This is a genomic window from Mycetocola tolaasinivorans, from assembly GCF_003667565.1.
GTDB classification, from domain to species: Bacteria; Actinomycetota; Actinomycetes; order Actinomycetales; family Microbacteriaceae; genus Mycetocola; species Mycetocola tolaasinivorans.
Window position 1 is genome coordinate 100,057 of record NZ_RCUX01000005.1, and the last position, 25,714, is coordinate 125,770.

The window sequence follows — 25,714 nt, forward strand, 5'->3', positions numbered from 1 at the left end:
TCTGCGCGCGCCTGTGGCGCGAAAGGGGCCGCCCCGGGCTAGACGCCGGAGCCGCGCAGCAGACCGAGCTTACGCGCGGCGCGAATCGGCAGTACCGACTCGAGCCGCTCAATGCGTGCCTGCTGTTCGGCGATGACTGCCTCAAGCTGCAGGTGGCTCGCGTAGATGTCACGCATTTCGCCGAGCGTGGCGAGCCGCCGGGCCTCCACCGAACCGAGCGCGAGGTCGTGATCCGCGATGACGCGTTCGGCCTGCTCGAGATAGAGGGCGTTCCGCCGTGCCTGCTCCTGCTCCGTAGGCTCCACCTGGGCGGGGAACCCGCCGCCGAGGAGACCCACATAGCGGTCGTAGGCGTCGTTGATGAGGGTAGCATCCGCATCGATCCGTGCGGTGAAATCCATCTCGCCCGAGCCCGCGCGTTCGAGGGCGGAGGTAAACTCGGCGTTATCGCGCACGAGCTGGCCCTCAAGGCCGCGGTCACGGAAGTAGTACTCGGCCTTGCGCTGGTGGATCGACACAAACGGCACGTTTTGGCCGTAGGAGAAGATCGAGGCGTGCAGGGAGGAGACCACGGTGAAGCGCATCTGTCCGAGTACCGAGTGCAGCTGCAGCGGCTCAAGCTTAGGCAGCATGATCGCGTCGGTCATATCGAACAGCGAGCGCATGAACGACTCGTCGCCGTTGTAGTGCGTGAAGGGGATGAAGACCTTGCGATAGGGGATCGCGTTGATCAGGGTCAGCAGATCATCCACGAGGCGCAGCGAGTGCGGCACGAGGTGAATACCCACCACGGGTTCCCCCGCCTCGAGCCCCGGGATCTCGTAGTGCTCGGAGCGCATGATCGTCGTGGAGCACGGAAGCACCTCGACGTTATCCGCGTGCGGCGCGAGCGTCTCGGCCTCACGGCTGGAACGCGCGGACACGTACGCGTAGTCGCGCAGGTAGTCGAGGTCGTCGGCGCGATCCCAGATGCCGGCCGCGTTCAGGATGTGTGCGCCGCGGGGGCGGAACCGGTCGTAGAAGTCGTCCCCGGCGGTGCGGATCAGCTCCCCGCCACCGATGATCATGGGGGAGTCGGAGTTCGCGAGGGGGCCAAACGGGTCCACGATAACGTTGCCCACACCGCGGGCAGTCAACAGCTGCTCCGCGGCGATACCCATGGCGATGTCGCCGGTGTTGCGACTCACCGAGTCGTAGAGCAGTCCGGCGTCGATCTTGTCGTTCATGTTTAGGAGGTTACCGTTATTTCGGGGTTGATTCGGATCAGGCCGTATCCAAAGTCGTTCTCCTCGACGGCAAACGAGGCGGCACCGGCGACACGGTGGAACGTCTGGCCCGCCTGATTGCCGAGCCCGATGTTGATCAGATAGGTGCCCGCGCCCACCCGAACCTGGGGCAGCACGATCTCGAGGCTGTGCAGCCCGCGGGTGTTGGGCAGCACCAGTTCGGGGCGATCGAACGTGGTCATACCGTACATGTGGGTGCCGAGGGAGTTCTCGATCGAGAGCCCGATGCCCCAGCTTTCGCGCGGCTGCAGGATCTCGACGTCGAGGCGCACCCGGATGTTATCGGGCTGACCGGCATCGGGGGTCGCGACGGCGCTGGCAATGCGGTAGCTGTCGACCGCGGGAGCCCCGGCCTTCTCCTTGTTCTCGGCCTCGTGCGCGACGCGGTCGGCCTCGTAGCCGGCACGCAGGATCGCGAGGCCCTTGGCCGGGTCGCCATCGTGCATGACCTTGCCGCCATCGAGCACGATGACGCGGTCGCACAGCGAACCAACCTGGGCTGCGGAGTGGCTGACCAGCACGATGGTGCGGCCCTGGCTCTGGAACTCGGCGATCTTGTCCATGCACTTGCGCTGGAAGGGCTCGTCACCCACCGCGAGCACCTCGTCCACGAGCAGGAGGTCGGGTTCCACGTGGATGGCCACGGCGAAGGCCAGGCGCACGTACATGCCCGAGCTGTAGAACTTCACCTGGGTTTCGATGAACGACTCGATGCCGGAGAACTCGACCACGTCGTCAAAGATCGCGTCGGTTTCCTCTCGGCTGAGCCCGAGGATTGCGGCGTTCAGGTAGACGTTTTCGCGGCCGGTGAGGTCCGGGTGGAAACCCGCGCCGAGCTCGAGGAGCGCGGCGAGGCGCCCGCGGCGCTCAACCCGGCCGGTGGTGGGCTGCAGGATGCCGCCGATGACCTTGAGCAGGGTCGACTTGCCCGAGCCGTTGTGGCCCACGAGGCCCACGGTTGTGCCGGCCTGGATGGTGAGGTCGATGTTCGAGAGCGCCCAGAAGTCGTTGCGGTGCTCACGGGACTTCCGCACGTTGAGGATGCGCTCCTTGACGGACTTGTCCTGGTGCAGCACGAAGCGCTTGGAGACGTCGTGGATGCGGATGATGTCGGTTGTGGTCATGGTTTAGAGCTCCTGTGCAAAGCTGCCCTGAAGGCGGGCGAAGAGGCGCTGGGCGAGCCACAGCAGCACGAGGGAAATACCGAGGGTGATCAGCAGGCGAATCTCGAGGTTCGGCGGCCAGTACTGAACCAGGTCCTCGTGGGTTGCGGTCGATCCGGCGCTCCACAGGGCACGCTGCATCGAGACGATACACAGCGTGATCGGGTTGTTCAGGTAGATCTGCTCGAGCCAGTTACCGTGCAGGTGCTGGTGCACAAAGCGGAGCGGATACACGATCGGCGAGGCCCAGAACAGGATGGTGATCGCGAGCTCGACAAAGTGCTGAATATCACGCAGGTAGACATTCAGCGCGGCAAGGGCCAGGCCGATCGCCGTGGCGAACACCACCAGGGTGATCAGCGCGAGCGGGGCAAGCAAGAGGTAGTCCGGCAGCGGCGGGGCCTTGAGCGCGACGAAGGCAATGACCAGGATGACCAGCTGCACGCCAAAGTTGAACAGGGCCGAACCCACCCCGGCCAGCGGGAAGATCTCGCGCGGCAGGTACACCTTCTTCACCAGACCGGAGTTCGACACGATCGAGCCCACGCCGGTATTGAGGATGTCGGTGAACAGCGCCCACATGGTGAGGCCGATGAACACGAAGATCGCAAAATCCGGGGTGTTTCGGGCGGCGCCGAGTACCTGACCAATGGCGAAGTAGTAGATCAGGAGCTGCGCGAGCGGGCGCGCGAGGCTCCAGACGATGCCGAGGCGGCTGTCCTTATACTTTGCGCGCAGCTCGCGGCGCACCAGTAGGCCGAGGAGCTCGCGGTGCTTCCAGATGTCGACGATCGACGCGCGGGTGCCCGAGAAGAAGCCGGGGTTGTGCCCGACCGAGACAAAGGGTTCGGTCGACAGCCGGGCGATGCGGCTCTCCGCCGATTCGGCCGGGGTGTTGTTCACGGACAGGGGTTCCTCCAGGACTCTGCGCACCCGCCCGCCGGAGCGGCGGACAAAGCGGGTGCACGTGGGTGCGGGCATATTTTGGCCAGCGTGTACAAGCATACTAATCTACGGATAATAGAGGTCGATGTGTGCCGTCTGGGCGCCGGGATTTCCCGGGTGCGAGCCCGCAACCGAGGAGTGGCCATGAGTGACGCACGGCGATGGGGCATCCGAGTACTCGCGGCGTTTCTTTTGCTGGCCGCGAGCGTCGCGTTTGTCGGGGTCAACGCCGCCAAGCATCAGGCCCTCTCGCCGATTGACGAGTACGTCTATATCGACTATCTGGCAAAGGTGTCCTCCCAGCCCGCGGTTGCCGCGGGGGAGGCCACGGGGGCGTTTGCCCGCGAGTATCTTGACTGCCACGGCGTGCAGTTTGCGCTGGAACCACGCCCCGAGTTTTGCGGCACGGGTCTGGCCGGATCCGACACGGACTACCCGTTCGGCGGGGCGAACACCGCGGACCTCTATACGCCGATCTACTTTGCGGTAACCCGGGTTCTGGCTCAGCCGATCATGATGATCGGCGGGCTGGACCTGGTGGCCGCGGGGCGCCTGGTGGGGAGCCTCTGGCTGGGGGCCGCGGCCATCCTGCTGGCGGCGACCCTTCGCCGAATGGGAGCGTCGCGTCTGCTCAGCGTGTGCGCTCCGCTGCTGCTGGTGGGATCCCTGCCGCTGTGGTGGGCCACCACCTTTGTGACGACCGATGCCACCGCGCCCCTGGCCGGGGCGGCGATGGCCTATGCCACCGTGAGGTGGCTACAGACCGGCCGGGCCGGATGGCTGCTTCCGGCCATCGCGACAGTCGTCACACTTGCCAAACTTCAGAATCTGATGGCGGTGGCGGCGTGTGCGCTGGCCATTATCGTGTTGGCCCTTCGCCGGGAGGGCGGCCCGACGCTGAAACGGGCGGTGCCGATCGTGGCGACGATGCTCGTCCTCCCCGTTGTGGGCCAGGGGCTGTGGAGCGTGCTGCGGCCGCGCGCCACGGAGCCGCTGTCCGGCGCGCAGGGCATTACCCAGCCCTTCACCCCCGACGCCCTGGTTCGCGAAGTCCTGCGCTTTTTCGGCTCCTATACCTCAAGCGGACGCGACCCCCTCCTCTTCAATGCACCCGGATACGCGGTGGCAACCCTGCTCGGGTGGGTGATCATCGCGGGGCTGCTGGGCGTGCTGATTCGCGATGGCCGTCGTCACCCGGAACTCGCGCCGGGCGGGCACCCGGAATCGGACGGGGTACCGACACCGACGCGAATCGGTTTCGCTCTGGGCCTCGGGACCATCGTGGTGAGCCTGCTGGGCGGGCCACTCCTGGTGGCGGCACTCTGGGCTACGGGGCAGGGCTACTTCCCGCTGCCCAGCCGGTATGCGCTGTCCCTGTTTCCGCTCGCCCTGATCGTCACCGTCGGCTTTTTTGCGCGCACGCGTATCGGCAGGATCGCCCTGATCGTGGGTGGTCCGCTGGCCACGATCGCGGGTCTGTTCTTCGTGTTTACCGGGGTCCAGCTGGGCGTGGGATAGCCCGCGGTCGCAATAGTGATCCACGATCTTCCGCGACACGGGTATTCGACTCGGAGGCACCCGTCCATTAAGCTGACAGAGTAACCAGGGACGGTTGTGACTCATTCGAGCCACAACGCGGGGAGTGAAGGAGCAAATCCGGTGCAGAGACGTGCAACGAACCGGATGGGCGGCGGCAGCCGGCATCCACGATTGTTGGGTACCGGTGTGGGGGCTACCCTTGCGCTGCTCCTTCTTGCCGGCTGTGCCGTGCACGAACCCGACGACAACGCGTCACTCGGCCCCGGTCCCCTTCCTTCGAACCAGACGAGCGCCTCGCCCGGTACCGAAACGGAAACCCCCGAAGACAGCACCGATGCCGTCCTGGTGCTGGCCAGCGTCGACGTTGACGGCGCGAACGTGTCCCTGTCGGGATACGTAAATGGCATCATCGAAGACGGTGGATCGTGCACCTATGAGCTCACGAGCGAAGAGGGCACCATCGAAAAGGTGGAGCGCGCCGGTGCGGCCGATCGCTCTACAACCAGTTGCGGCGTGGGACAGATCCCCGTCGAAAAGCTTCCGAGTGGGACGTGGACCGCACGTCTCGTCTATCAGCCCGTGGACGGTTCCGCAAAGCCGGTAACCTCCGCCCCCGAGTCCGTGGAGGTTCCATGAGTGTTCGCAGTCGATTCCTGAGCGGCGGCCTCTTATTTACGCTGCTCCTCGGTCTCCTCGTCGGTTTTACGCCGGCGATTTCGGCGCAGGCCGCCGATGCCCGAGACTTCAACCCGGGAAACCTGATCAGCGATGCTCAGTTCTTCAACGGGCAGGCGATGACCGCCGCCGAGGTACAGTCGTTCCTCAACGGCAAGGTGGCAAGCTGCCAGAGCGGGTTCACCTGCCTCAAAGACTTCAAGATGAACACCGTGAGCCGTCCGGCCGATGCGGGTAAGTGTGCCGCTTACGACGGACGCAATAACGAGACTGCCGCGCAGATTATTGCGCGGGTGGGTCAGGCCTGCGGCATCAGCCAGAAGGCCATTCTGGTGCTCCTGGAGAAGGAGCAGGGTCTGGTGACCCTGCGTAACCCGTCCGCCTCGCGATTCACCATCGCTACCGGCTACGCCTGCCCGGACACCTCGGCCTGCGATGCCAAGTACTTTGGTTTCTATAACCAGGTGTACATGGCCGCCCTGCAGTTCAAGCGCTACCAGGCCAGCCCGACGAGCTGGGGGCACATCGCCGGCCGTGTGAACAACGTGCGCCTGCACCCCGCCGCCTCCTGTGGTTCCACCCAGGTGTTCATCCAGAACCAGGCAACCGCCGGTCTCTACAACTACACCCCGTACCAGCCCAACAAGGCCGCCCTGGCAAACCTGTACGGTGTGGGCGATTCCTGCAGCTCGTATGGAAACCGTAACTTCTGGCGCCTGTTCACCGACTGGTTCGGTGCGGCAACCGACCCGAGCGCACTGGTTCGCACCGCAAGCAACTCCTCCGTCTACCTGGTGAGCGACACCCGCAAGCACCTCGTGTCGGATATGACGCTGCTCAACAACCTTGCGCCGCTCGGCAACGTGTCGATCGTGGATCAGGCCTACCTGGATCGCTTCACCACCGCCCAGCCGGTGGGCCGCATCATGCGTGCGGCGAGCGGTGCGATGTACCTCTTCGATAACGGTCTTCGGTTCGCGTTCGACTCCTGTGATCGCGTCTCCGACTACGGCGGTGCGTGTAACCCCGCCGGTTACGTGCAGCTCACCGATGATCAGGTTGCCAAGTTCACCAGTGGTCCGGCCCTGACCTCCGTCGTGGGCCTCACCACGGGCCAGCGGTTCTACATCAAGAGCGCGCAGCGCCGCGAGGTTGCCGACGCAGCCTCGCAGACCCAGGCGGGCATCCCCGCCGGATTCACGATGCTCTCGGCCTCGGCCATCGCCTCGCTGAAACTGGGTACGCCGGTGATCCGCGATTCGCTCGTGGTGCAGAACCGGGATAACTCGTCGCTGAGCTACCTCTACGGGACCAGCCGTTACCCGGTGACCACCTCGGCATTGAACGCGCTGCGCAACAACCTGAAGCCCTACGGCTCGCTCTCGAACGAATCGCTGGGTAAGCTCACCGCAAACAGCACCGCGTTTGCGGGGCGGGTGAAGGTTGCCGGTACGGGACCCACCCAGCTTCTGACCTCGGACGGACGTGTCGAGTGGGCCGCCGATAGCAACGACGGTAGCCTGCCGAGCGTGCCCGCCACCGCGGCCCTCATTGCCGGTTACCCGCTCCAGGGCACCGTTCCGGCCGGTGGCGGCGTCAAGGGCGCGAACTCTCCGGTTATTTCCCGGGCAGCCGACGGAAAGATCCGAGCGTATGACGCCTGGACCGGCTTCCTGCGCCTGAACGGTTCGAGCACGTTTGTCACCCTGCCGGATAAGTCGCTTGCGATGCTGTCGACCGGGTCTTCCCAGCTCACCGTTGGCGGGTTGTACCGCACAGCGGGTAACCCCAACGTGTATCTCATCGATGGCCCGAAGTCGAAGATTCTGCTGAAGAGCTTTGACCCGGCCTCGGCCGCGGGAATGTCCCTCAAGGTGGCGTATGTGAGCGATGCCGAGCTGAAGGCCTACACCGACTCCGGAACGCCGCTCGGCTACGGATACGTGTGTGGCACAAACGCCTATGTCGCCGCGGGCGGGACGCTCGTTCCGGTACCGGATCGAACCCTCTACCCGGTGGCATACAACAGCCTGGATGCGTCCACCTGCGCGGTGTTCAGTAAGTCCAAGACTCCGGCACCGAAGTTCATTCGCACCGGCGACGGAAGAATCTATCTGCTGGATGGCGGGCGCAAGCGCGCGGTCGACACGATGGCCCGGTACATCGCCCTGGGCGGACCGAGCATCGGGTTCCTCAGCGTCAGCTTCGACTTCGTGAAGACGATCCCGGACGGCCCCCTGGCCTAATCCGACTCCGCAGCGCCGTGGCAGCAGTTGGGCCATGGCGCTGCGGCGTTTCCGGCAGGCGGCGCGCATTTTCGGCGTGGCGAGGGTGGGCAGAGGGTTCCCAGACAACAGTGTTTTACACTGGATACGAATACCGAGCGAGGGAGAATCGCATTTCCACATCAGTAACCGAACGAACCTGGCTTGTGGTGCCCCTGTACAACGAGGCCCAGGTGGTGCGGGAGGTCGTTGAACACGCCCGCCAGACGTTCCCCAACATTGTGTGCGTCGATGACGGGAGCACGGACGGTTCCGCGGAGCAGGCCCGCTTGGGCGGTGCGACGGTGGTGGTTCACCCCATCAACCTCGGGCAGGGTGCCGCGTTGCAGACCGGCATTACGTACGCGCTGCAGGACCCAAACGCCGAGTTCTTTGTGACCTTCGACTCCGATGGCCAGCACCGGGTGGAAGACGCCCTCGCGATGGTAAACCGGCTCGACACCGAACCGCTCGACGTCGTGATCGGATCCCGCTTCCTCGATGGTCGCACGAAGCCGGGGCTGCTGAAGAAGGTCGTGCTGAAGGCCGCCGTGATCTTTGGCAACCTCACCTCCGGGATGAAGCTCACCGACGCCCACAACGGCCTGCGTGCGTTCAACCGCACCGGTGCGGGGGCGATTCGGATCAGGCAGAACCGGATGGCTCACGCCTCCGAGATCATCGCGGAAATCGCCAACGCGAAACTGCGCTACGCCGAAGAACCCGTGTTTGTCGTCTACACCGACTACTCGCGTTCCAAGGGGCAGTCGCTCTGGAACTCGGTCAACATCCTGAGTGATCTCTGGCTGAAGTAGGGGAAACGGTACACGGAAATGGACAATCAGTTTTTTATTAAGGCAGTGCTCATCGCGGTTTTCCTCATCATCGGGCTGTTCCTGGTGATCCCCACACGCGGGGCACGGCAGCTTGCCGTGCGTCGTCTGACCACCCTGCTCCTGGTTCTCGTCGCGATCTTCGCGGTGGCGTTCCCCGACCTGATTAACTCACTCGCGAATCTGATCGGCGTGGGCCGCGGCACCGACCTGCTGCTGTACGGCCTGATCGTGGTGTTTATCGGAAGCTCGGTGACGGCGTCTCGCCGGTACCGGCAGCAGGAGGCTCAGATTACCGATCTGGCTCGGGCCGTTGCGATCGCGCAGGCAAACCACCCCGCCGAGAAGAGCGACGAGACCCCCTAGCGCCACACGGTGCAAAAAGACCGGGGCCGGATGAGAGTGTTCTCATCCGGCCCCGGTCTTTTGCGTGGCTGCGTTGGTAGCTACGGGGCGAGCACCGGTGCCGCGGCCAGGACCACCACGTAGAGGGCTACCGCGTACACGCCGATGATTGCCGTGGCCCAGCGGTTGCGAATCTGCATGCCCGCGAGCATGAGGAAGGCCGCCAGCATGGGGGAACCGTAGCGCGGGGGAAGCGGGAAGTACGCGCCCGTGGCAAGGGTGATGACGATGGCGAGCATCGGTGCGAAGAACACCGCCGAGATGGTGACCGCGATGATCATGTGGCGTGCCGGGTTGGTCTTCTTCAGCGCCCAGAACGCGCCCACAACGCCGGCGATGCAGAGCCAGCTCAGCGGAATCACCGCGAACGTGGGGATCGCATACGCGAACTCCGTGCTGCCGGAAATATTCACGTTGGAGGTGATGGTGCCCGGCAGGAAGGTGGTGGTTTGAAGGAGCAGTTCCTTGGCTGTGAGCGGGACGGAGATGGCCTGGTTGGCGCTCTCACCCACGGAAACAAGGTGGCGGAAGACGAGCCAGGCAACCTCGACGATACCCGCCGCGACGATCGAGGTCAGCGCGAGGGTGAGGGGGTTAAACCATCCGCGTCGCGCCGGCGGTTCGATGCCGCGGCGACGCTTTGCGATGAACTCATCCAGCCAGACGATACCCAGGTAGAGGGCGACGAGGCAGACCGCGAGGATGTTGGTGACCTTGATCGACAGGGCAAATGCCGACAGCCCGACCACCCACCAGCCCGAACTCCTGCCGCGAATGTAGAGCGTCGCGGCGATGAGGAGCGCCGTGCCCAGTGCCATGGTGGGCGCATCGGTACTGACGTAGGTGAAGGTCCACCACGCGTAGGGCGAGCCAATGAAGGCGAGGCCCAATACCAGCGCTACCGTCTTGGGTACCCGCCACAGGCGCATCAGCCAGTACATCAGGATCATGGTGAGGGCCAGCCAGATCGACCCGGTCAGGCGCCAGGAAGTGAGCTCGTGGGCACCGGTGACGGTGTGAATCGCGTCGCCGATCACCCGGGTGATCGCAAAGTACACCGGGGTATACGGGTCCGCGGAGGTGCGGGCGGCAAACGGGAACTTACTGAGGTCCGAGTAGTCTCCGCGACAGGATGGCCCCATCGGGCCATACGGCTTCACCCCGTCGCAGGCCATCGCATCCAGCGCCTCGTGACCGATGATCTCGCCCTGCTGCAGGATTCCCTGGTGGGGAAGCTTGTAGAGGTAGTCAACGTAGACCCACTCGTCGATGGGGGAGAGCGCGTGGCTGTGGTTCGCCGTCACGACAAATGACATGCCGAGGCCCGCCAGCACCAGCAGAACCGGAGCCCACAGGAGCCGTGCCCAGCGTTCGGTGGTCAGCCGCCGCCCGGATGAGGGGGTCTGCGGTCGGCGCGGGGGAACCGCGGACGTCGACGCGCGGGGTGCGGTGTCGGCGGTCAGTACGCGGGTGGGTGGCGCCGAGGCCTCCGGATTATGGGCGTCGTCAGTGGGTGTCTGTTCAGTGGGCACATTTCATGGTAACCGGTGAACCTGCACGCGCCCGAGACCGAGCCAGGTATGGCGGGTAGTGTGGACCCGTGCAGTTGCAGAATTATCGAAACGGGGCCCGTGCGTGAGCGAGATCACCGAAACCACTCCGGCGCGGTCGGGTCTTCGCCTGACCCTCGCGGCCACCGCGGTTGCCGGCATCCTGGGATTTGTCATCCAGATCGGGATGGGTGGCGTGCTGGGAAAGACCCCCGCATACACCTCGTTTATGGCGTTCTGGGCCGCGTTCTACCTCGTCGTTGGGGCGATCGCCGGTGTCCAGCAGGAGTACGCGCGAGCGGTGGCGCACACCCAGCGCACCCCGTCGATGCGCGAGACCGGGGTGGGGGCGAGACGATTTGCGCTGCTGTGCGCCGCCATCGTGGCCGCCGTACTCGGCCTCAGCGGCCTGCTCTGGGGGCCGCACGTTTTTAGCCACGACTGGGGCACGGCGATCATTCTCATCGCACTCGGCGGCGGCGCCTACGTGCTCTTCTCCGCGGTGAACGGAAACCTTTACGGCCGCGAGCGGTGGAACCTCATCGCGGTGGGAATCATCGGCGACCCCCTCATCCGTCTCGTGCTGCTCGCCCTGGTCCTGGTGCTCTGGCCCGGGATCGAAAACGGGCTGCGCATTGCCGTGGTCGTTCCCGTCCTGCTCACCGTGATCATTCTCGAGGTGTGGGGGCGCGGTGCCGGTTTCGGGCAGACCCGGTTGGGACTTCCCGGCACTCAGATCGGATGGAACATCCTGCGCACGGTGGGCGGTGCCGTATCCACGGCCGCGCTGATCAGCGGATACCCGCTCTTTCTCACCATCGTGGCCGGGGCAAACCCCGCGCTGCCCGGGCTCATCTACGTCTTCACCCTGGTGCGAGCGCCGATCGTCATTCCCATGCTGGCACTGCAAAACTTCATGATCGTGCACTTTGGGAAAAACCCCCGGCGTGCGCTCGGCACCGCCCTGCGCCTGATGGGGGGCGTTATTCTGGGCGCGATCGTCCTGGGTGCCGCGGCCGCCTGGGTGGGGCCGTGGGTAATCTCGCTGGTGAGCGCGGGACAGTTTGATCCGTCCCCCTGGCTCGTGGGTGCGATGGTCGCCTCGGCGGGGGCTACCGGTGCGCTCTGCGTGAGCGGTGCCGCCGCGGTTGCCCTGAACCGGCACACCGGCTTCCTGCTGGGTTGGGTGGTGGCGGCACTCGCCAGCGTCCTCTTGCTCCTGCTTCCGGGCGCGATCGAGCAGCGGGCACTGATCGCGCTGACCGTGGGACCGGTGCTCGGCCTCATCGTTCACCTGGCGACCCTGCGTCGCGCCTCCCGAGAATCAGCCCCGGCTTTCCCGAACACGCCCTCGGACAAGGACGACGACGCGGGCGCGGGCGCGGGCGAGGGCGCGCGCTAGCCGCCGAACACGTGGCGCAGGAGTGAGCGCACGGCGTCCCGGCTGCCGAACCGGATGGCACCGGGGAGCTCGGTCAGCGCGTTTGCGCGCGAGGTGAATCGGATTTTCGCGGTCCGACGGGCGCGCTTCCAGCCGAGCGCCTCCGCCCGGATGGCCGCATCGTGAAAGAGTTCGCGCTCCTCCACAAACTTCTTCCCGTCGGGCCCTCGCTTTGAGGAGACCGAGGTGGCGTGGCGACGGTAGTGGAACACGATCGGGTCCTCATCGATGAGCAGGGTGCCGCCCGCCTCGAGGATTTCGAGAATCATGACCAGGTCTTCCACGACCTCATAATCGGTGCGGAAGGAACGCTTTTTCAGCTCGTCAACGCGCCACACGAGCGAGGGGAAGTAGAGCCAGTTGCCGCGCAGAAGACCGGTGACCAGCTCCTCGCCCGAGGCCACCCGGGTTCCGGTACCCGCGGGGCGGAGTCGATACTTGATCCGGTCTGCCAGCGGGGAAACCGCGGTGCCATCGGCATCGATGATGCTCACCCCGGGCTGGATCAGCGCGGCCTCGGGGTGCGCGGCGATGAGGGTGCGCACGTGGGTAACATATTCCGGAAGCAGCACATCGTCACACCCCATGATGATCGCGTGTTCGGCGTTCATCAGGCGAATGCTCTCGTTGAAGTTTCCGCTGATCCGAAGGTTCTTCTCGTTGCGACGGTATTCGATCCGCGAATCCTCGGCCGCGATTGCTGCGGCCCACTCGCCGGGTTCGGGGTCTGGATACTGGTCGTCGATGATGACCAGACGCCAGTTGGGGTCGGTCTGTGCCTGAATGCTCTCAACCGCCGCCTTCAGGTGGTCGAATCGGCCGTAGAACGGGAGCATAATGTCGAGGATCACCCCCATATGCTAACAGGAGCCGTTCGAGAGGCAGCCGGGTACGCGCGCACGGGGTGGGCGCACACTCAGGGTTGCTTCCGGGCCCTTTGGTAGGCTTCGATACATGCGAACTCTCGTTACCGGCGGAGCCGGCTTCATCGGTGCCCACGTTGTTGATCTGCTTCGGCAGCGCGGAGACGACGTCGTGATCGTGGATGATCTCGTGACCGGATTGGCCGAGCGGGTACCCGGAATCGTGATTCACGAGATGGACATTGCCGACACCGCATCGGTGGCACCGCTCACCGAACTCCTGCGTGCCGAACGCATTGACTCGGTGATCCACTTTGCCGCGCGCAAGCAGGTGTTTGAATCAATGCAGCGGCCCGCCTGGTATGTCCAGCAGAACCTGGGTTCGCTGGCGAACCTCCTGCTCGCCATGGAGGGCGCGGGCGTGCGTCGCCTCGTGTTTTCCTCCTCCGCATCGGTCTATGGCACGACCGAGGGCGAGGCTATCGTCGAGTCCGATCCCACGGTTCCAGTCAACCCGTACGGCGAGACCAAGCTCGTGGGCGAGCACCTGGTAGCCGCCGCCGGTGCCGCCTGGGGGCTGCGCGGGGTCAGCCTGCGCTACTTCAACGTGGCCGGTGCAGCCTCCTCTCTGCTGGGCGATCGCGCCGTACTCAACCTGGTGCCGATGGTGTTCGAGCGTCTCGATGCCGGTGAGTCCCCGCTGGTCTTTGGCGGTGACTACCCGACGCCGGATGGCTCCTGCGTGCGAGACTACGTTCACGTGAGTGACCTCGCCGATGCGCATCTCGCGACCCTGGACGATCTCGAACAGCGCGCCGACGGTTGGCATGATGTCTACAACGTCGGAACGGGAACCGGCACCAGCGTGCTGGAAATCGCCCGAATTGTGCGCGAGGTTACCGGAATCGAGATCGCTCCCGAACTCCGTCCGCGTCGCGCCGGAGACCCCGCGATCGTCGTGGCCTCCGCCGCCAAGATCGAGCGCGAGCTCGGGTGGCGTGCGCGCCGCGATATCACCGAGATCATCGCGTCGGCATGGAACGCACACCGCGCGAACTCCGGAGAGCACGCTGTCTAGCGACGGCCCCGCCGCCGCGCGGGCGCTCTCCGTTGCCCTCGCCAGCCATAACGGCGCGCGGTATCTCGAAGAGCAGCTCCGCAGCATTCTCGATCAGACGGTACTCCCGCGGGAGATCGTGCTCGCCGATGACGACTCCCGCGATGGCACGGTGGATCTTGCTCGCGCCGTGGTGGGGGACACCCTGCCGCTGCGCATCCTGGAACACCGCCCCGCCCTCGGAGTGCGGGAGAACTTCTCCCGGGCGATCGCCCACACCGAGGGGGACCTGATCGCCCTCTGCGATCAGGATGACCGCTGGCACCCCACCCGGGTCGAACGCGCCCTCGACTACTACGCGGCACGCCCCGGCACCGAACTGCTCTTCACCAACGCGCGCATGGTCGATACCGCGGGTATGCCGCTCGGCTACACCCTGTTTGATGCGCTGGAGTTCGGTGCCGAGGAGCGGGCACTGATCCAGAGCGGGCGGGGCGCCGAGGCGTTTCTCCGCCGTAACCTGGCCACCGGCGCAACGGTGACGCTGCGTCGCACGCTCTTTGACCGAGCGGCCCCCATCCCCGACCCCTGGATCCACGACGAGTGGCTGGCCGTCATCGCCGCCGCCCGCGGTTCCGTCTCATTCCTGGACGAACCGCTGATCGACTACCGTCAGCACGATTCGAACCAGATCGGCATGCGTAAGCCAGGCCTTCGCGTCAAGATCGATCGTGTGCTCGAGCCACGTGGAGACCGAAACCGCACGCTCGCACGCCGCACAGACCTCCTCGTGGAGGCGCTGGCCCGGCCCGAGCTCGAGGTTCCCGCAGACATCCTGGCGCGAGCCCGCGGAAAGCAGCGGATGGAGCGCTTCCGAGCCGAGCTTCCCACCACCCGTATTCGGCGTCTACTACCGGTACTGGGGGAGGCCCGACGCGGTGACTACGCGCGCTTCACCTCCCAGGGGCGCCTGGAGATCCTGCGCGACCTGCTGCAGCCCGCCTAGCAGGCAGACCCGGCCGGAGTGCCGGGTACTACTCGCGGGGAACGGGCGGTAGCGCCCGCCTCGTCTCGCGGAAGCGTGCCAGCCAGGAGGTGGAGCGTGAGGCCAGCACCGCGCAGATCACAAACATGACCCAGCCGCCCGAGGTGAGCACGAAGCTCTCGGCCATCGACGTACCGGCGAGGGCCACCATGATCAGCGCGGGCCAGGTGTAGGTGACGGTGCGTCGGTTGCTTGCGAGCAGCCAGGAGCGGATAAACGCGGTGATGCCGAGAATGAGAAAGAGCCCCGCCCCCACGAGCCCCACCTGCAGCGCGACGTCGAGATACGCGTTGAGGGCCGAGGTGTGGTGGGTCTGAAGCGAGAAGTTGATGGTGTTGTACGGGGTGGTGGCCTGACGCCAGATTCCGGTCCAGCCCCAACCCTCCATCGGATTGACCGGGATCAGACGCCACACCTGAATCCACAGCGAGTAGCGGGTGAGAAATTCGCCGTTGGCGTTGAGGAGTGTGAGCACCCATACGCGGTTGAGGTAGACGATCAGCGCGAGCACGAGGCTCAGCACCAGGAGGCCCCACTGCAGCGCGGGTCTGCGCTGCGCCGACGCCTTGCGGATGCCGTAGAGGGCCGCGGTCGCAATGCCGAGGAACACGGCCACGAACATCATCACCGGGGAGCGGCTCAGCAGCAGACACATCAGTGCCAGCGAGATTGAGAAACCGGCCACGGGCTTCGGCACCGAGCGGGTACGCCACTCGATCACGAACGAAATGAGCGCGATCATGGTCGCGAAGGCGAGGAAGCTTCGGGTGCCAAAGACACCCTGAATCGGGCCGCCGGAGGCGATGGTGCCGGAAATCTTCAGGAACGGCACCGGGGTATCCAGGAGGATTCCGGAGAAGATCTCGAGCATGAGTGAGGCGGTGAGGAGGATGCGCATCGCGGTACCGACGGCACGCACAACCTGGATCGTGTCGCGGCTGAGTGCGACGGCCACCCCGAGGAACCCGAAGCCCAGCTGGTACGCGGCCCCCACGATGGCAACCCCCGGCGAGGTGGCCCAGAGCACCGAGAGGAGGCACCAGATCACAAACACCACGATGGTGAGCGGGATCGCGCCGCTCCACTCGATGTATTCGCGGCGCCCGATCAGCATCAGTGCGGCGAGGAAACACAGCGTCGCGAGTCCGGCAGCCACCCCGGCCCACCCCAGCAGGGAGTGGGTGAACGGGATCATGAACGACCAGCCGATAATCGTGACCGCGAGAGCCTGCACCCCGGGGGCACCGGTGAGAACCTCGCGCAGGTGGCGGATCGGTGCCGCTCCCAGGGGGCCCGGCTGGCTCACGCGTGTGCCGTTCGGGTATCGGCCCCGGCGGGCTCGGCGGGCTCGGCGGGCTCGGCGGGGCGCACGTAGCGGGGCTGCGGATCGGCATCGGGAGCCAGGTCGGTGCCCGCGTCCAGCAGCGGTCGACGCACCCCGGTGAACGCAAACAGACAGATCAGGACCCAGCCCGATTCGAGGAGCGGCCGGCTCTCCGCCGCAGACTGCACCAGCAGCGTCGCGAGGATCAGCAGCGGCACGAGAGCGTACGGTGAAAACGCGTTGGCATCGGCGAGGCCGGTGCGGGGGCGGTCGATCGCGGTAAACCAGGAGCGCCAGAGCGCCGAGAGTAACGCCAGCGCCAGCAGGATCACGCCGATGATGCCGAGCTGCATCCAGACGTCCAGCCAGGTGTTGTGGGCCTGCAGCTGAAGCACGCGGTTGCGCACCACCAGGTGGTTGAATGGCTCGACCCAGGGCACCCAGGGGCTCGCGAAGCCGTTGCCCACGATCGGGCTCTTCTGCGCCTCACGGATTACGACGTCCCAGATCTCGGCACGGCCGGTCAGGTCGGAGTTCTTGCCCAGCAGCGAGAAGAGGCGATCGCGCAGCAGCCAGACCGCCGTGCCACCCACCAGGAAGATGATGCCCACCACCACCGAGCGCGGGAACTGCTTTCCCGGGGCACCGGCGCGCACCCAGAGGGCAGCCGCGGCCACCACAACCACCGCGGCCAGCGCGAGAACGAGGGTGGAGGAACGGGTCAGGGCAAAGAGAAGGACCGCAAGCGCGAGCCAGCCCGCGGTCACGCCGCGGTGCGGTTCGCGGGCGCGGGCGGCGGGGGAGAGCCCGCGCCAGCCCATGAGTCGCAGGGTAAAGAGGATGATGCCGAGCAGCGCGACGAACGCCAACAGGTTGGCGTTGCCGAGGATGCCCTGAATGCGATCGCCGGTAAAGAGCACGTTGCGCGACCAGTAGGCCAGCAGCGGCGGTTTTCCGTCGTAGTGCACCCCGAGGGGAAGCACGGGGTGGCGAATGATCAGCGCAACCACGAGCTCAAACACGATCGACAGCGCGAGTACCGCCTGCACGGCCCGCGTGAGCGCCCCGATGATTTCGTTCCAGGTCATCACGAGGGCGAGCAGGATCGCCAGGGCGGTGCACGCGAGCATGCCCACCAGGGTGACCGCACTTCCGCCCGGATAGCGAGACCAGGCGAGGGAGAGCACGGCAAAGAGAATGTACCCGATGAGCGCGAGCGGCCAGGGCCCGGTGAGGGGGCGTGGACGCAGCCGCACGGTGAACCAGATCACCGCCGCGGTGACGATCAGCGCCACGATGACGTATCCGGTCAGACCGAGCAGGTTTCGCAGCCCATCACCCGCGAGCGCGACAAACAGCGCAAACGTCGCCACCGCGCGCAACCACAACCGCTCGGTGGTCAGCGCGGCAGGCGGAAGAACTCGGGTGTCGGGCATAGCTCCACACTACCCGGCGGGACGGCGAATCCCGATCCGTTCAGGGGCGTGTGCGGGTGCCGAGTTTTCGCGGCGAATCACACAAATGCCGCGGTGCCCGTGATCGAGCGCCCCACGATCAGGGTGTTCATCTCACGGGTGCCCTCATAGGAGTAGAGCGCCTCGGCGTCGGCGAAGAACCGGGCCACCCCGAAGTCGAGCACGATGCCGTTTCCGCCGAGGATTTCGCGCGCCCAGCCCACGGTTTCGCGCATGCGCGCCGTACAGAACGACTTTGCCAGCGCCGAGTGCTCATCGCGCTGGGCATCCTCATCGTGCATCTCGGACACGCGAACGCACAGCGCGATGGACGCGGTGATGTTGGCGAGACACCGGGCGAGGAGATCCTGGATGAGCTGGTGCCCGGCGATGGGCTTGCCGAACTGAACCCGGTCTTGTGCGTAGGCGAGGGCCGCCTCATAGGCGCCCACGGCCACGCCCACGCTCGACCAGGCGACGCCGGCCCGGGTGAGCCGCAGCACCTTCGCGGTGTCGGCAAACGTGTTGGCGTTTTCGAGCTTGAGGGCGTGCGGGATGCGCACATCGGTGAGGGTGATGTCGGCGTTCTGCACGATGCGCAGGCTGGTCTTGCGCTCGATCTTGGTGGCCGAGTACCCCGGGGTGGAGGTGGGGACGATGAAGCCCTTGACCTGCCCATCGGCGGTGTCCTTCGCCCAGATGATGGTGATGTCGCTGAACGTGGCATTGCCGATCCAGCGCTTCGCCCCGTTCAGAACCCAGGTGTCGCCCTCGCGGGTGGCCGTGGTGGTGAGCCCGCGGGCGCTGTCCGATCCGGAGAGCGGCTCGGTGAGCCCGAACGCGCCGATGATCTCGCCCGAGGCGAGCTTTGGCAGCCACTCGGCGCGCTGCTCGGCGGATCCGCAGACCCCGATCGAGCCCATCGCGAGGCCCTCGGTCACGCCGAGGAAGGTCGCGATGGAGGCATCCACCCGGGACAGTTCGAGGGTGAGGAAGCCGCGGAACACCGCCGAGTTTTCGGCTGCGCGGGTTTCTTCCCAGGCCCAGGTGCCCACGCCGGTGGCCATGAGCGGAGCGATCAGATCGTGCGGGAACTCGGCGGCCTCCCAGAGTGCATCCACGCGGTCGGCCACGTTTTCCGCGAGAAAGGAGCGGACCCGCGTCAGGGCGTCTTGCTCGTGCGGGGCGAGCCGCTGGGAAAAGCCGTAGAAATCGCTGTCGAGGGGCACAAACGTCATGGGAGCTCCTTTGCCTATTCACCGATGAATCCGCCCCCAGCTTAGGGAGTGGGGCGCACGGCCACCAGGATCATTGGCAAGAACCTCTAGCGCCTCTCCGGATCGCCCCGGGTGGCCTTGTATGGTGGGCATAAGCATGGCCGCGAGGACGGCGTGCGGTGTCGTTTTCGGAAAAGAGGATTCCCGTGTTTGTCACACTCGCCAACACTCCCCGCGACTATGCCTGGGGAGCTCCCGGTGCGATCAGCGAGCTCCTGGGGGCGCCCGCGACCGACCGGGTAGAAGCTGAACTGTGGCTCGGGACCCACCCCGGAAGCCCCACCCGTGTGCTTGCCCCCGCGGGCCCCGCCTCCTTCGACACCCTCGACCGCTGGCTCGCGGCCGAGCCCGAGGCCTCCGGAGCCCCCGAGGGCGCGCTCCCATTCCTCTTCAAGGTGCTTGCCGCCGCCTCTCCGCTGTCGATCCAGGCGCACCCCGATGCCGCGCAGGCGCGCGCCGGGTTTGAGCGCGAAAATGCGGCGGGAATCGCGCTCGATGCCCCTACCCGCAACTACCGCGATCCGTTCCCGAAGCCCGAACTGATCGTCGCGATGCGCGACGGTTTCGAGGCTCTGTCGGGCTTCCGTCCGCTCTCCGAGGTCGTGAGTGATCTTGACGAGCTGGCGGCGCTCGGCGATCTCGATCCGGTGCTGGATGCCCTCCGCGCCCGCCTCGCCGCCGCGGTGGCGGCGGGCACCGAAACCGAGGTGTTGGCCCACGAGGTTTCGGCGGCGCTGGATGGCGATCGCGAGGCGGAACGCTCGGCCCTGGTGGCCTCCGCGCACTCGGTAAACGGCACTCCGCTGCCCCGCCTCGCCGATACGGTACGCCTGCTCGTCGCGGAATATCCCACCGATCCGGGCGTTTTTGTGGCGCTGTTTCTCAATCGCGTCACCCTAAATCGGGGGGAGTCGCTGTACCTGGATGCCGGCAACATGCACGCCTATCTTCGCGGTATTGGCCTCGAGCTGATGACCGCGAGTGACAACGTGCTGCGCGGGGGGATGACCCCCAAACACGTGGACGTGCCGGAGCTGCTCACGGTGGTGCGTTTTGCGCCCGGTCCGGTGCCGTTCCTGCCACAAACGGAGGTTGCTCCCGGCATCATCGGGTATCAGCCGGAGGGCGCGAATTTCGCGCTTTACCGCGTAGATCCGGCGATCGCGGGGGAGTTCCGGGTGGTTACGCCCGCGATCGCCGTGCAAATCGCCGGGGACTCAGCGCTTTCCCAGGGCGACGAACGAGCGTCGCTCTCGGTCGGAGATATTCGCTATCTGACGCCGAGCGATTCGAGCGTGCGCATCGCCGGAAACGGCGAAATCTGGGTGGCAGCCGGAGCCTACGGCGTCACCAGTTGAACACGATTTGAGCGCGTCGGCGCGTCATGAAGTCTCTAGCTCGCGGTGAGGGTTTACGATTTGCGACTTGACGAATCCCTAAATACACAGGTGTAATTATCTAGGTGTCACTAACCGGTGCACCACTCACCAAGGGGAAGGGGGTCGATATGTCGCTGGACTATCGACAGGGGGTTCCCGACGACTGGTTTATCGACCCGGTTGATCTGGGAGTACCCGGAGTCCGCCGCGACGATGAGGAGGGGAATCCTCTCTCGTGGCAGGCAGACTCGCTGTGCGCCCAGACGGATCCCGAAGCGTTCTTTCCGGAAAAGGGCGGCTCAACGCGAGACGCCAAGCGCATCTGTACCTCGTGCGAGGTTCGTGCACAGTGCCTGGAATACGCGCTTTCTAACGATGAGCGTTTTGGCATCTGGGGCGGCCTCTCGGAGCGAGAGCGTCGCAAGCTGAAAAAGCGCGCGAGCTAGAACCAATCACGGGGTGGAATCGTCACGATTCCACCCCGGGTTCGTTTCCGGTACACGCAACTCCTCTTTCCTGTGGATGTACCCGGTTTGAGGGCGCGCCGACACACCCACGCCCCTCTTTCGGGTGGAGAACATAGTCTGGGAGAAATGTCTCCTCGTGTAACCGCCATTGTTGTTGTCCAGGACGGCTCCCGGGATGCCGCTCATCTGAGGGCCACCCTGCATGCCCTGGACGCGCAGATTCGCCGCCCCGATCACATCGTGGCGGTGGCTCTTGCCTCCCCTCCGCAGGTCATCGAGATGTTGCAGGGTGCCGCGATTCATCAGATCGTGCAGCTGCGCGACAACGTAAGCTTTGGCGAGGCCGTGCGCGCGGGTATTCGTGCCCGGGTCGAGGATCCCGCCGCCGATTCCGATGCCGGGTCGAGCGCGTTCTGGCTCCTGGCACAGGACACCGCTCCCGAGCCGGGTGCCCTGGCGGCCCTGGTGGGTGCCCTCGAGGTCTCACCGTCGGTGGGTATCGTGGGCCCGAAGCTGCTGGATTGGGACCACGGCGAGACGATTATTTCCTATGGCGAATCGATGACCCCGCTGGGGGCCGCGGTGTCGCTGGTGTCGGGTGAGCTCGACCAGGGGCAGCACGACTCCGTGAGCGATGTGCTGGGTGTCGCGGCACCGGGCATGCTCGTGCGCTCCCGCGTGTGGGAGGAGGCCGGCGGTATCGATCCGGCCCTGCACCAGGCCGATGATGGCCTCGATCTTTCCGTGCGCGTGCGACTGGCCGAGCACCGGGTATCGCTCGAACCGAACGCCCGCGTGCGTTTTGCCGGAGACGGTGTGGCTGGCCCCGCGCGATCGCGTCGTGGCGCGGTGGTGCGCCGGCAGGCGTTTGTGTCGCGTGCGGCCCAGCTGCATCGCCGGCTGACGTATGCCAACCCGGCCGTGGTGTGGTTGCACTGGCTGAGCCTACTGCCGCTCGCCATCGTGCGCGCCGTGTGGCGACTGATCACCAAGCAGCCCGAGCTGATCACCGCCGAGATCGGCGCGGCTCTCCGAGTAGCGTTTGGTTTCGGCCGAGTGTCCCGTGCCCGAGCGACCCTGCGTCAAAGCAAGCGCGCCGGGTGGTCACAGCTGCAGCCGCTGCGGATCTCGGTGGGCGAGGTGACGCGGCGTAACCGCCTGCGGCGCGAGGCCGGCACCGTCAGCGTGGTGGTGGAGCGCAGCGATCTGCGCTTTATTTCCGGCGGTGGCGGCTGGCTGGTTGCGGCTTCGGCCGTGCTGTCGGCGGTACTGTTCTTCCGATTTGTCGACGTGGCCGCCCTCGGCGGTGGCGGGCTGTTGCCGCTCTCCAACACCGTGGCCGAGCTCTGGGGTAACACCGGTTTTGCGTGGCGCGATCAGGGGCTTGGCGTCATCACCGCGGCGGATCCCTTCGCGACTGTTCTCGCGGTGCTCGGAACGCTGACGTTCTGGAACCCGTCATTCTCCATCGTTCTGCTGTACCTGATTGCGCTGCCGCTGGCGACGCTGGGCGCGTGGTTTGCGGCTACCCGCCTGACCGAGCGCAGCGGCTACCGCCTGTTCGTTGCGGCACTGTGGACGCTCGCGCCGAGCCTGCTGGGCTCGCTGGCCGCGGGCGAGTTGGGCGCAATCCTCGTCCACCTGCTGCTGCCCTGGCTGTTCTACACGTCGTCGGTTTTCCGGCGTTCGTGGGCGGCGACGGCCGTGGCGGCGATGCTGGCAGCCGCGATTCTCGCGAGTTCACCCTCGTTGACTCCGGCGTTTGCGATTATCTGGGTTGTTCTCCTGGTTTCCGCCGGCCGCTACATTCCGCGCGTCATTTGGATGATCGTGCCGGCGCTCACGCTGTTTGCCCCGCTTATCTGGCAGCAGGGTATCCGCGCCGGAAACTGGTGGGCGCTGCTCGCTGATCCGGGATCGGTCGTGGCCGCGTTCCCCGTTACCGAGGGCTGGCGCATCGCCCTCGGTCTGCCCGCCTACGAGGCGAGCGGATGGCCGGGGCTGATCTCCTCCCTCGGTATCGGCGGGGTCGCCGCCGAGTGGGCGCTGCCCGTGCTGCTGGCACCGTTCCTGCTGCTCGCCCTCGCGGCCCTGCTCTTCCGCGGCACGCTGCGTGCCGCGGGCCTGCTGGGCATCGCGCTGCTGGGCCTGCTGACCGCGGTACTCGCCGGTCACGTGCTGGTCACGCTGAGCGGCCCGAACACGGTCGCCATCTGGCCGGCACCCGCGCTGAGCCTGTACTGGCTCGGTCTGATCGGTGCGGCGGCGGTGGGTCTCGATGCGATGCGTCGCCGCGGTCTCGTGCCCGCCCTCGTGGTGGGCGTGCTCGCGGTGGTGGTTGCCGGCCCGATGATCTCGGTATTCCCCGCGGGAAACAGCCCGGTGCACGCGACCGATGGTCGCACCCTCCCCGCCTACGTCACCGCCGCGGCGGGGCAGGACCCGCGCCAGGGCACACTGCTGATCAGACCCGAGGGCGCCGATTCGATCTCTGCCACGCTGATTCGTGGTGGAGGAACGAGCCTGGATTCCCGGTCGACCCGCGCGAACACCCGCACGACCCTTACCGAGGATGACAACCGCGTCGCCGATCTGGCGGGCAACCTGATCTCCGCGAGCGGTTTGGACGTCGCGAAGACACTCACCGATCTGCGGGTACGCTTCGTGCTGCTCGCACCGGCGAGCCCCGGGCTGAACCCGGGCGATGCCGCCGGCGCGGAACAGACGCTGAACCGCGCGATCGCGGCCCTCGAAACCGAGGGCGCGCTGGGCCGGGTTGGCCCGACCGATCAGGGCATTCTGTGGCGTTTTGACGGTGAGATCCCGCCGGCCGCGCCCGCCCCCACGACCTGGGCTACCCCGGTGGTGGGCCTCCTGACCGGCATCGTGTTTGTGGTGGCGCTGCTGCTGGCAGTGCCCACGGCCGCATCGCGTCGCCTGGCCGAGGCCACCCCACGCACGATCGGCCATGCCGTTCCGCGATCGGGTGGCGGACGCCGAGCCGCCGGAAAGCGCGGAGCCTCCGCGGGGGAAGGGTCGGCGCGTGCGCGCCGCCGTGCGGAGCGCGAGGCCGAGCGCGAGGCCGAGGCGGCGGTTGCGGCCGCGGTTGAGGCCGAGCCCACCGTCCTGGCGGATCCGGACATCCCGGTGCCGCATGCCACCGAGGACGACACCCCGGCCTGGCCCGAGCCTGCGGCACCGCCCACGGCGGCCGCGCCGGTGATCGAGCCCGCCCCGTCGGCCGAGCCCGTACTGCCGGCCGAGACTGCCCCGACTGCTACTGACGAGCCCAAGGAGAGCAAGTAATGGTGAGTCCGAAGCGCATCGCGATTATTTCCGGCCGGGTTATTGCCGGGGCGCTCGGGGTGGGCCTCGTGGGAGTCCTCGCGGTTGGCCTGACGAGCGTGACCATTCCCTCGGTGTCCGCGAAGGCACCGAGCGTGCAGGTTCACCCGACCGCCGCCGCGCAGACCCGCGTGTGCACCGGGCCGCTGCTGCAGCCGGGCGAGTCCGGTGGACAGGCCACCGTCATCGGCGGCGGGAGCACCGTCGTGAGTGCCGATTCAGATCCGTCCAGCACACCGCTCACAAACTCCGAACTCTCGGGCACCGATCAGGGGTCCGCCACGGCCCTGCGAATCCCGGTTGAGGGTTCCACCACACCGCTGATCGCCGCCGCGCAGTCGCAGGCGGTGGGTCTGCCGGAGCTCTCCGGTTTTGCCGCGAGTGCCTGCGCCGAACCGGTGGCGGATGCCTGGCTGGTTGCGGGAAGCACCGCGACCGGACGCACCTCCCTGATTACGCTCGCAAACCCCGGCACCGCCGATGCAAACGTGGTTCTCGAGATCTTCGGCGAGAGCGGCCGCGTGGATGCCCCGGGTGCCGATGGCATCATCGTGCGGGCGGGCTCGCAGAAGGTTGTGCCGCTGGCCAGCCTGGCACCGGGCGTAGAAAAGCCGATCATTCACGTGAGCACCCGTGGTGGGCACGTGCTCGCCACTCTCCAGCAGAGCTCCGTGCGGGGCCTGACCCCCTCGGGTGTAGAGCTGGTTGGCCCCGCCGCGGCACCCGCCCTGACGCAGTACATTCCCGGCGTGGTGATTCCGGAAACCCCGGCCGAGATCGAGGGGGATGACACCTACGATGACCGTGCCACCGCACTGCGCCTGATGGTGCCCGGAACCGTCGATGCGCAGGTCAAGATTTCGTTCGTGAACGAGTCTGGCGGGACGGCCCCGATGTCTCTTGACGCCACCGTTCCGGCGGGTGAGGTGCACGAGATCTTCCTGGCGAACCTTCCGGCGGGGACCTTCGGGGTCTCCGTCGAATCGGATCAGCCGGTGGTGGGTGGCGTACGCGTCACCGCCTCAAACGGCTCGGACTTCGCCTGGTTTACCTCGACCGTCCAGGTGGGGGACAGCGCCCGCATTGCGATCGCGCCGGGCGAGAACCCGCGCCTGCACCTGGGCAACCGCGGCGATGCGGATGCCCGGGTGACGCTGACTCCGGCCGACGGCGAACCGATTGAGGTCACCGTGCCCGCCGGTGGCGGTGCGAGCGTGCCGGTCACCGCCGGTGCCGGATATGTCCTCGCGGGCGCCGGCGACGTGCTCGCCTCGGTGAGCTATGCCGGCCCGAACGAGTTCTCCTCCTTCACCGTGCAGCCGGCCAGCCCCGGCTCCTCCACGGTGACGGTTTACCCGCGCTAGCGGTACGAAAATGCCCGCATCCGCTTCGGCGGGTGCGG

Annotated in this window: 20 protein-coding genes; 12 read left to right on the forward strand and 8 right to left on the reverse strand. The window is 66.4% G+C overall.

The features are described 5' to 3' along the window. Positions 1-38 precede the first annotated feature (38 nt). The 3 genes from D9V32_RS07470 to D9V32_RS07480 are packed head-to-tail and all read right to left on the reverse strand — an operon-like array spanning position 39 to position 3,352. Positions 39-1,226, reverse strand: a complete 1,188-nt coding sequence (locus D9V32_RS07470) for a polysaccharide pyruvyl transferase family protein (RefSeq protein ID WP_121648275.1) — start codon at positions 1,224-1,226, stop codon at positions 39-41. Positions 1,227-1,228: 2 nt separating this feature from the next. Continuing rightward, entirely contained in the window at positions 1,229-2,410 is a 1,182-nt protein-coding gene (locus tag D9V32_RS07475) for an ABC transporter ATP-binding protein (RefSeq protein WP_121648276.1), read from the reverse strand. A gap of 3 nt (positions 2,411-2,413) precedes the next feature. Further along, positions 2,414-3,352: an ABC transporter permease gene (locus D9V32_RS07480; RefSeq protein ID WP_245982166.1), complete on the reverse strand. Its 939-nt coding sequence runs from the start codon at positions 3,350-3,352 to the stop codon at positions 2,414-2,416. A gap of 186 nt (positions 3,353-3,538) precedes the next feature. Between D9V32_RS07480 and D9V32_RS07485 the strand changes: the two genes are divergently transcribed. From D9V32_RS07485 to D9V32_RS07505, 5 genes are all read left to right on the forward strand, one after another. Then, complete coding sequence (locus tag D9V32_RS07485; protein WP_147440422.1) at positions 3,539-4,912, forward strand: hypothetical protein; 1,374 nt, start codon at positions 3,539-3,541, stop codon at positions 4,910-4,912. Between the two features lie 141 nt (positions 4,913-5,053). Beyond that, positions 5,054-5,569, forward strand: coding sequence for a hypothetical protein (locus tag D9V32_RS07490; RefSeq protein WP_147440423.1), 516 nt, complete (start codon positions 5,054-5,056; stop codon positions 5,567-5,569). After that, the gene (locus D9V32_RS07495; protein WP_121648280.1) at positions 5,566-7,854 is read left to right on the forward strand and encodes a hypothetical protein; all 2,289 of its coding nucleotides are present in this window, start codon (positions 5,566-5,568) and stop codon (positions 7,852-7,854) included. The genes D9V32_RS07490 and D9V32_RS07495 overlap by 4 nt, the downstream gene beginning before the upstream one ends. A gap of 188 nt (positions 7,855-8,042) precedes the next feature. Beyond that, on the forward strand, positions 8,043-8,687 hold the full coding sequence (locus tag D9V32_RS07500; protein WP_425462002.1) for a glycosyltransferase family 2 protein: 645 nt from the start codon (positions 8,043-8,045) through the stop codon (positions 8,685-8,687). 18 nt (positions 8,688-8,705) lie between these two features. Next, positions 8,706-9,071, forward strand: a complete 366-nt coding sequence (locus tag D9V32_RS07505) for a DUF2304 domain-containing protein (protein ID WP_121648281.1) — start codon at positions 8,706-8,708, stop codon at positions 9,069-9,071. Positions 9,072-9,151: 80 nt separating this feature from the next. Here the strand turns inward: D9V32_RS07505 and D9V32_RS07510 are convergent, their stop codons facing one another. Continuing rightward, positions 9,152-10,642, reverse strand: a complete 1,491-nt coding sequence (locus D9V32_RS07510; RefSeq protein WP_147440424.1) for a hypothetical protein — start codon at positions 10,640-10,642, stop codon at positions 9,152-9,154. 103 nt (positions 10,643-10,745) lie between these two features. Between D9V32_RS07510 and D9V32_RS07515 the strand changes: the two genes are divergently transcribed. Next, positions 10,746-12,062 (forward strand): hypothetical protein, encoded by a 1,317-nt coding sequence (locus D9V32_RS07515; protein ID WP_121648283.1) that lies wholly within the window; start codon positions 10,746-10,748, stop codon positions 12,060-12,062. Here the strand turns inward: D9V32_RS07515 and D9V32_RS07520 are convergent. After that, positions 12,059-12,952 carry a glycosyltransferase gene (locus D9V32_RS07520; protein WP_183086225.1) on the reverse strand — a complete coding sequence of 298 codons (894 nt, stop codon included), beginning with the start codon at positions 12,950-12,952 and terminating at the stop codon, positions 12,059-12,061. The genes D9V32_RS07515 and D9V32_RS07520 overlap by 4 nt on opposite strands. Before the next feature lie 103 nt (positions 12,953-13,055). On the opposite strand from D9V32_RS07520, the gene galE reads away from it, so the two are divergent. Both galE and D9V32_RS07530 read left to right on the forward strand, forming a co-directional pair. Then, positions 13,056-14,042: a UDP-glucose 4-epimerase GalE gene (gene galE, locus D9V32_RS07525; RefSeq protein ID WP_121648285.1), complete on the forward strand. Its 987-nt coding sequence runs from the start codon at positions 13,056-13,058 to the stop codon at positions 14,040-14,042. Beyond that, on the forward strand, positions 13,963-15,027 hold the full coding sequence (locus D9V32_RS07530; RefSeq protein WP_245982168.1) for a glycosyltransferase family 2 protein: 1,065 nt from the start codon (positions 13,963-13,965) through the stop codon (positions 15,025-15,027). The genes galE and D9V32_RS07530 overlap by 80 nt, the downstream gene beginning before the upstream one ends. 28 nt (positions 15,028-15,055) lie before the next feature. Here D9V32_RS07530 and D9V32_RS07535 read toward each other — a convergent pair whose 3' ends face one another. The 3 genes from D9V32_RS07535 to D9V32_RS07545 all read right to left on the reverse strand — a co-directional run bounded on the left by D9V32_RS07535 (position 15,056) and on the right by D9V32_RS07545 (position 19,082). Then, positions 15,056-16,372, reverse strand: coding sequence for an O-antigen ligase family protein (locus tag D9V32_RS07535; RefSeq protein ID WP_121648286.1), 1,317 nt, complete (start codon positions 16,370-16,372; stop codon positions 15,056-15,058). After that, entirely contained in the window at positions 16,369-17,826 is a 1,458-nt protein-coding gene (locus D9V32_RS07540) for an O-antigen ligase family protein (protein WP_121648287.1), read from the reverse strand. The genes D9V32_RS07535 and D9V32_RS07540 overlap by 4 nt, the downstream gene beginning before the upstream one ends. 77 nt (positions 17,827-17,903) lie before the next feature. Beyond that, the gene (locus D9V32_RS07545; protein WP_121648288.1) at positions 17,904-19,082 is read right to left on the reverse strand and encodes an acyl-CoA dehydrogenase family protein; all 1,179 of its coding nucleotides are present in this window, start codon (positions 19,080-19,082) and stop codon (positions 17,904-17,906) included. A 185-nt stretch (positions 19,083-19,267) separates the two neighbouring features. Here D9V32_RS07545 and manA point away from each other — a divergent pair, with 185 nt between their 5' ends. The 4 genes from manA to D9V32_RS07565 all read left to right on the forward strand — a co-directional run bounded on the left by manA (position 19,268) and on the right by D9V32_RS07565 (position 25,676). After that, entirely contained in the window at positions 19,268-20,479 is a 1,212-nt protein-coding gene (gene manA / locus D9V32_RS07550) for a mannose-6-phosphate isomerase, class I (RefSeq protein ID WP_183086226.1), read from the forward strand. A 149-nt stretch (positions 20,480-20,628) separates the two neighbouring features. After that, complete coding sequence (locus D9V32_RS07555) at positions 20,629-20,946, forward strand: WhiB family transcriptional regulator (RefSeq protein ID WP_121648290.1); 318 nt, start codon at positions 20,629-20,631, stop codon at positions 20,944-20,946. A gap of 147 nt (positions 20,947-21,093) precedes the next feature. Further along, positions 21,094-24,273: a glycosyltransferase family 2 protein gene (locus D9V32_RS07560; RefSeq protein WP_121648291.1), complete on the forward strand. Its 3,180-nt coding sequence runs from the start codon at positions 21,094-21,096 to the stop codon at positions 24,271-24,273. Then, entirely contained in the window at positions 24,273-25,676 is a 1,404-nt protein-coding gene (locus D9V32_RS07565) for a DUF5719 family protein (protein ID WP_121648292.1), read from the forward strand. Before D9V32_RS07560 ends, D9V32_RS07565 begins: the two co-directional genes overlap by 1 nt. Positions 25,677-25,714: the final 38 nt, after the last annotated feature.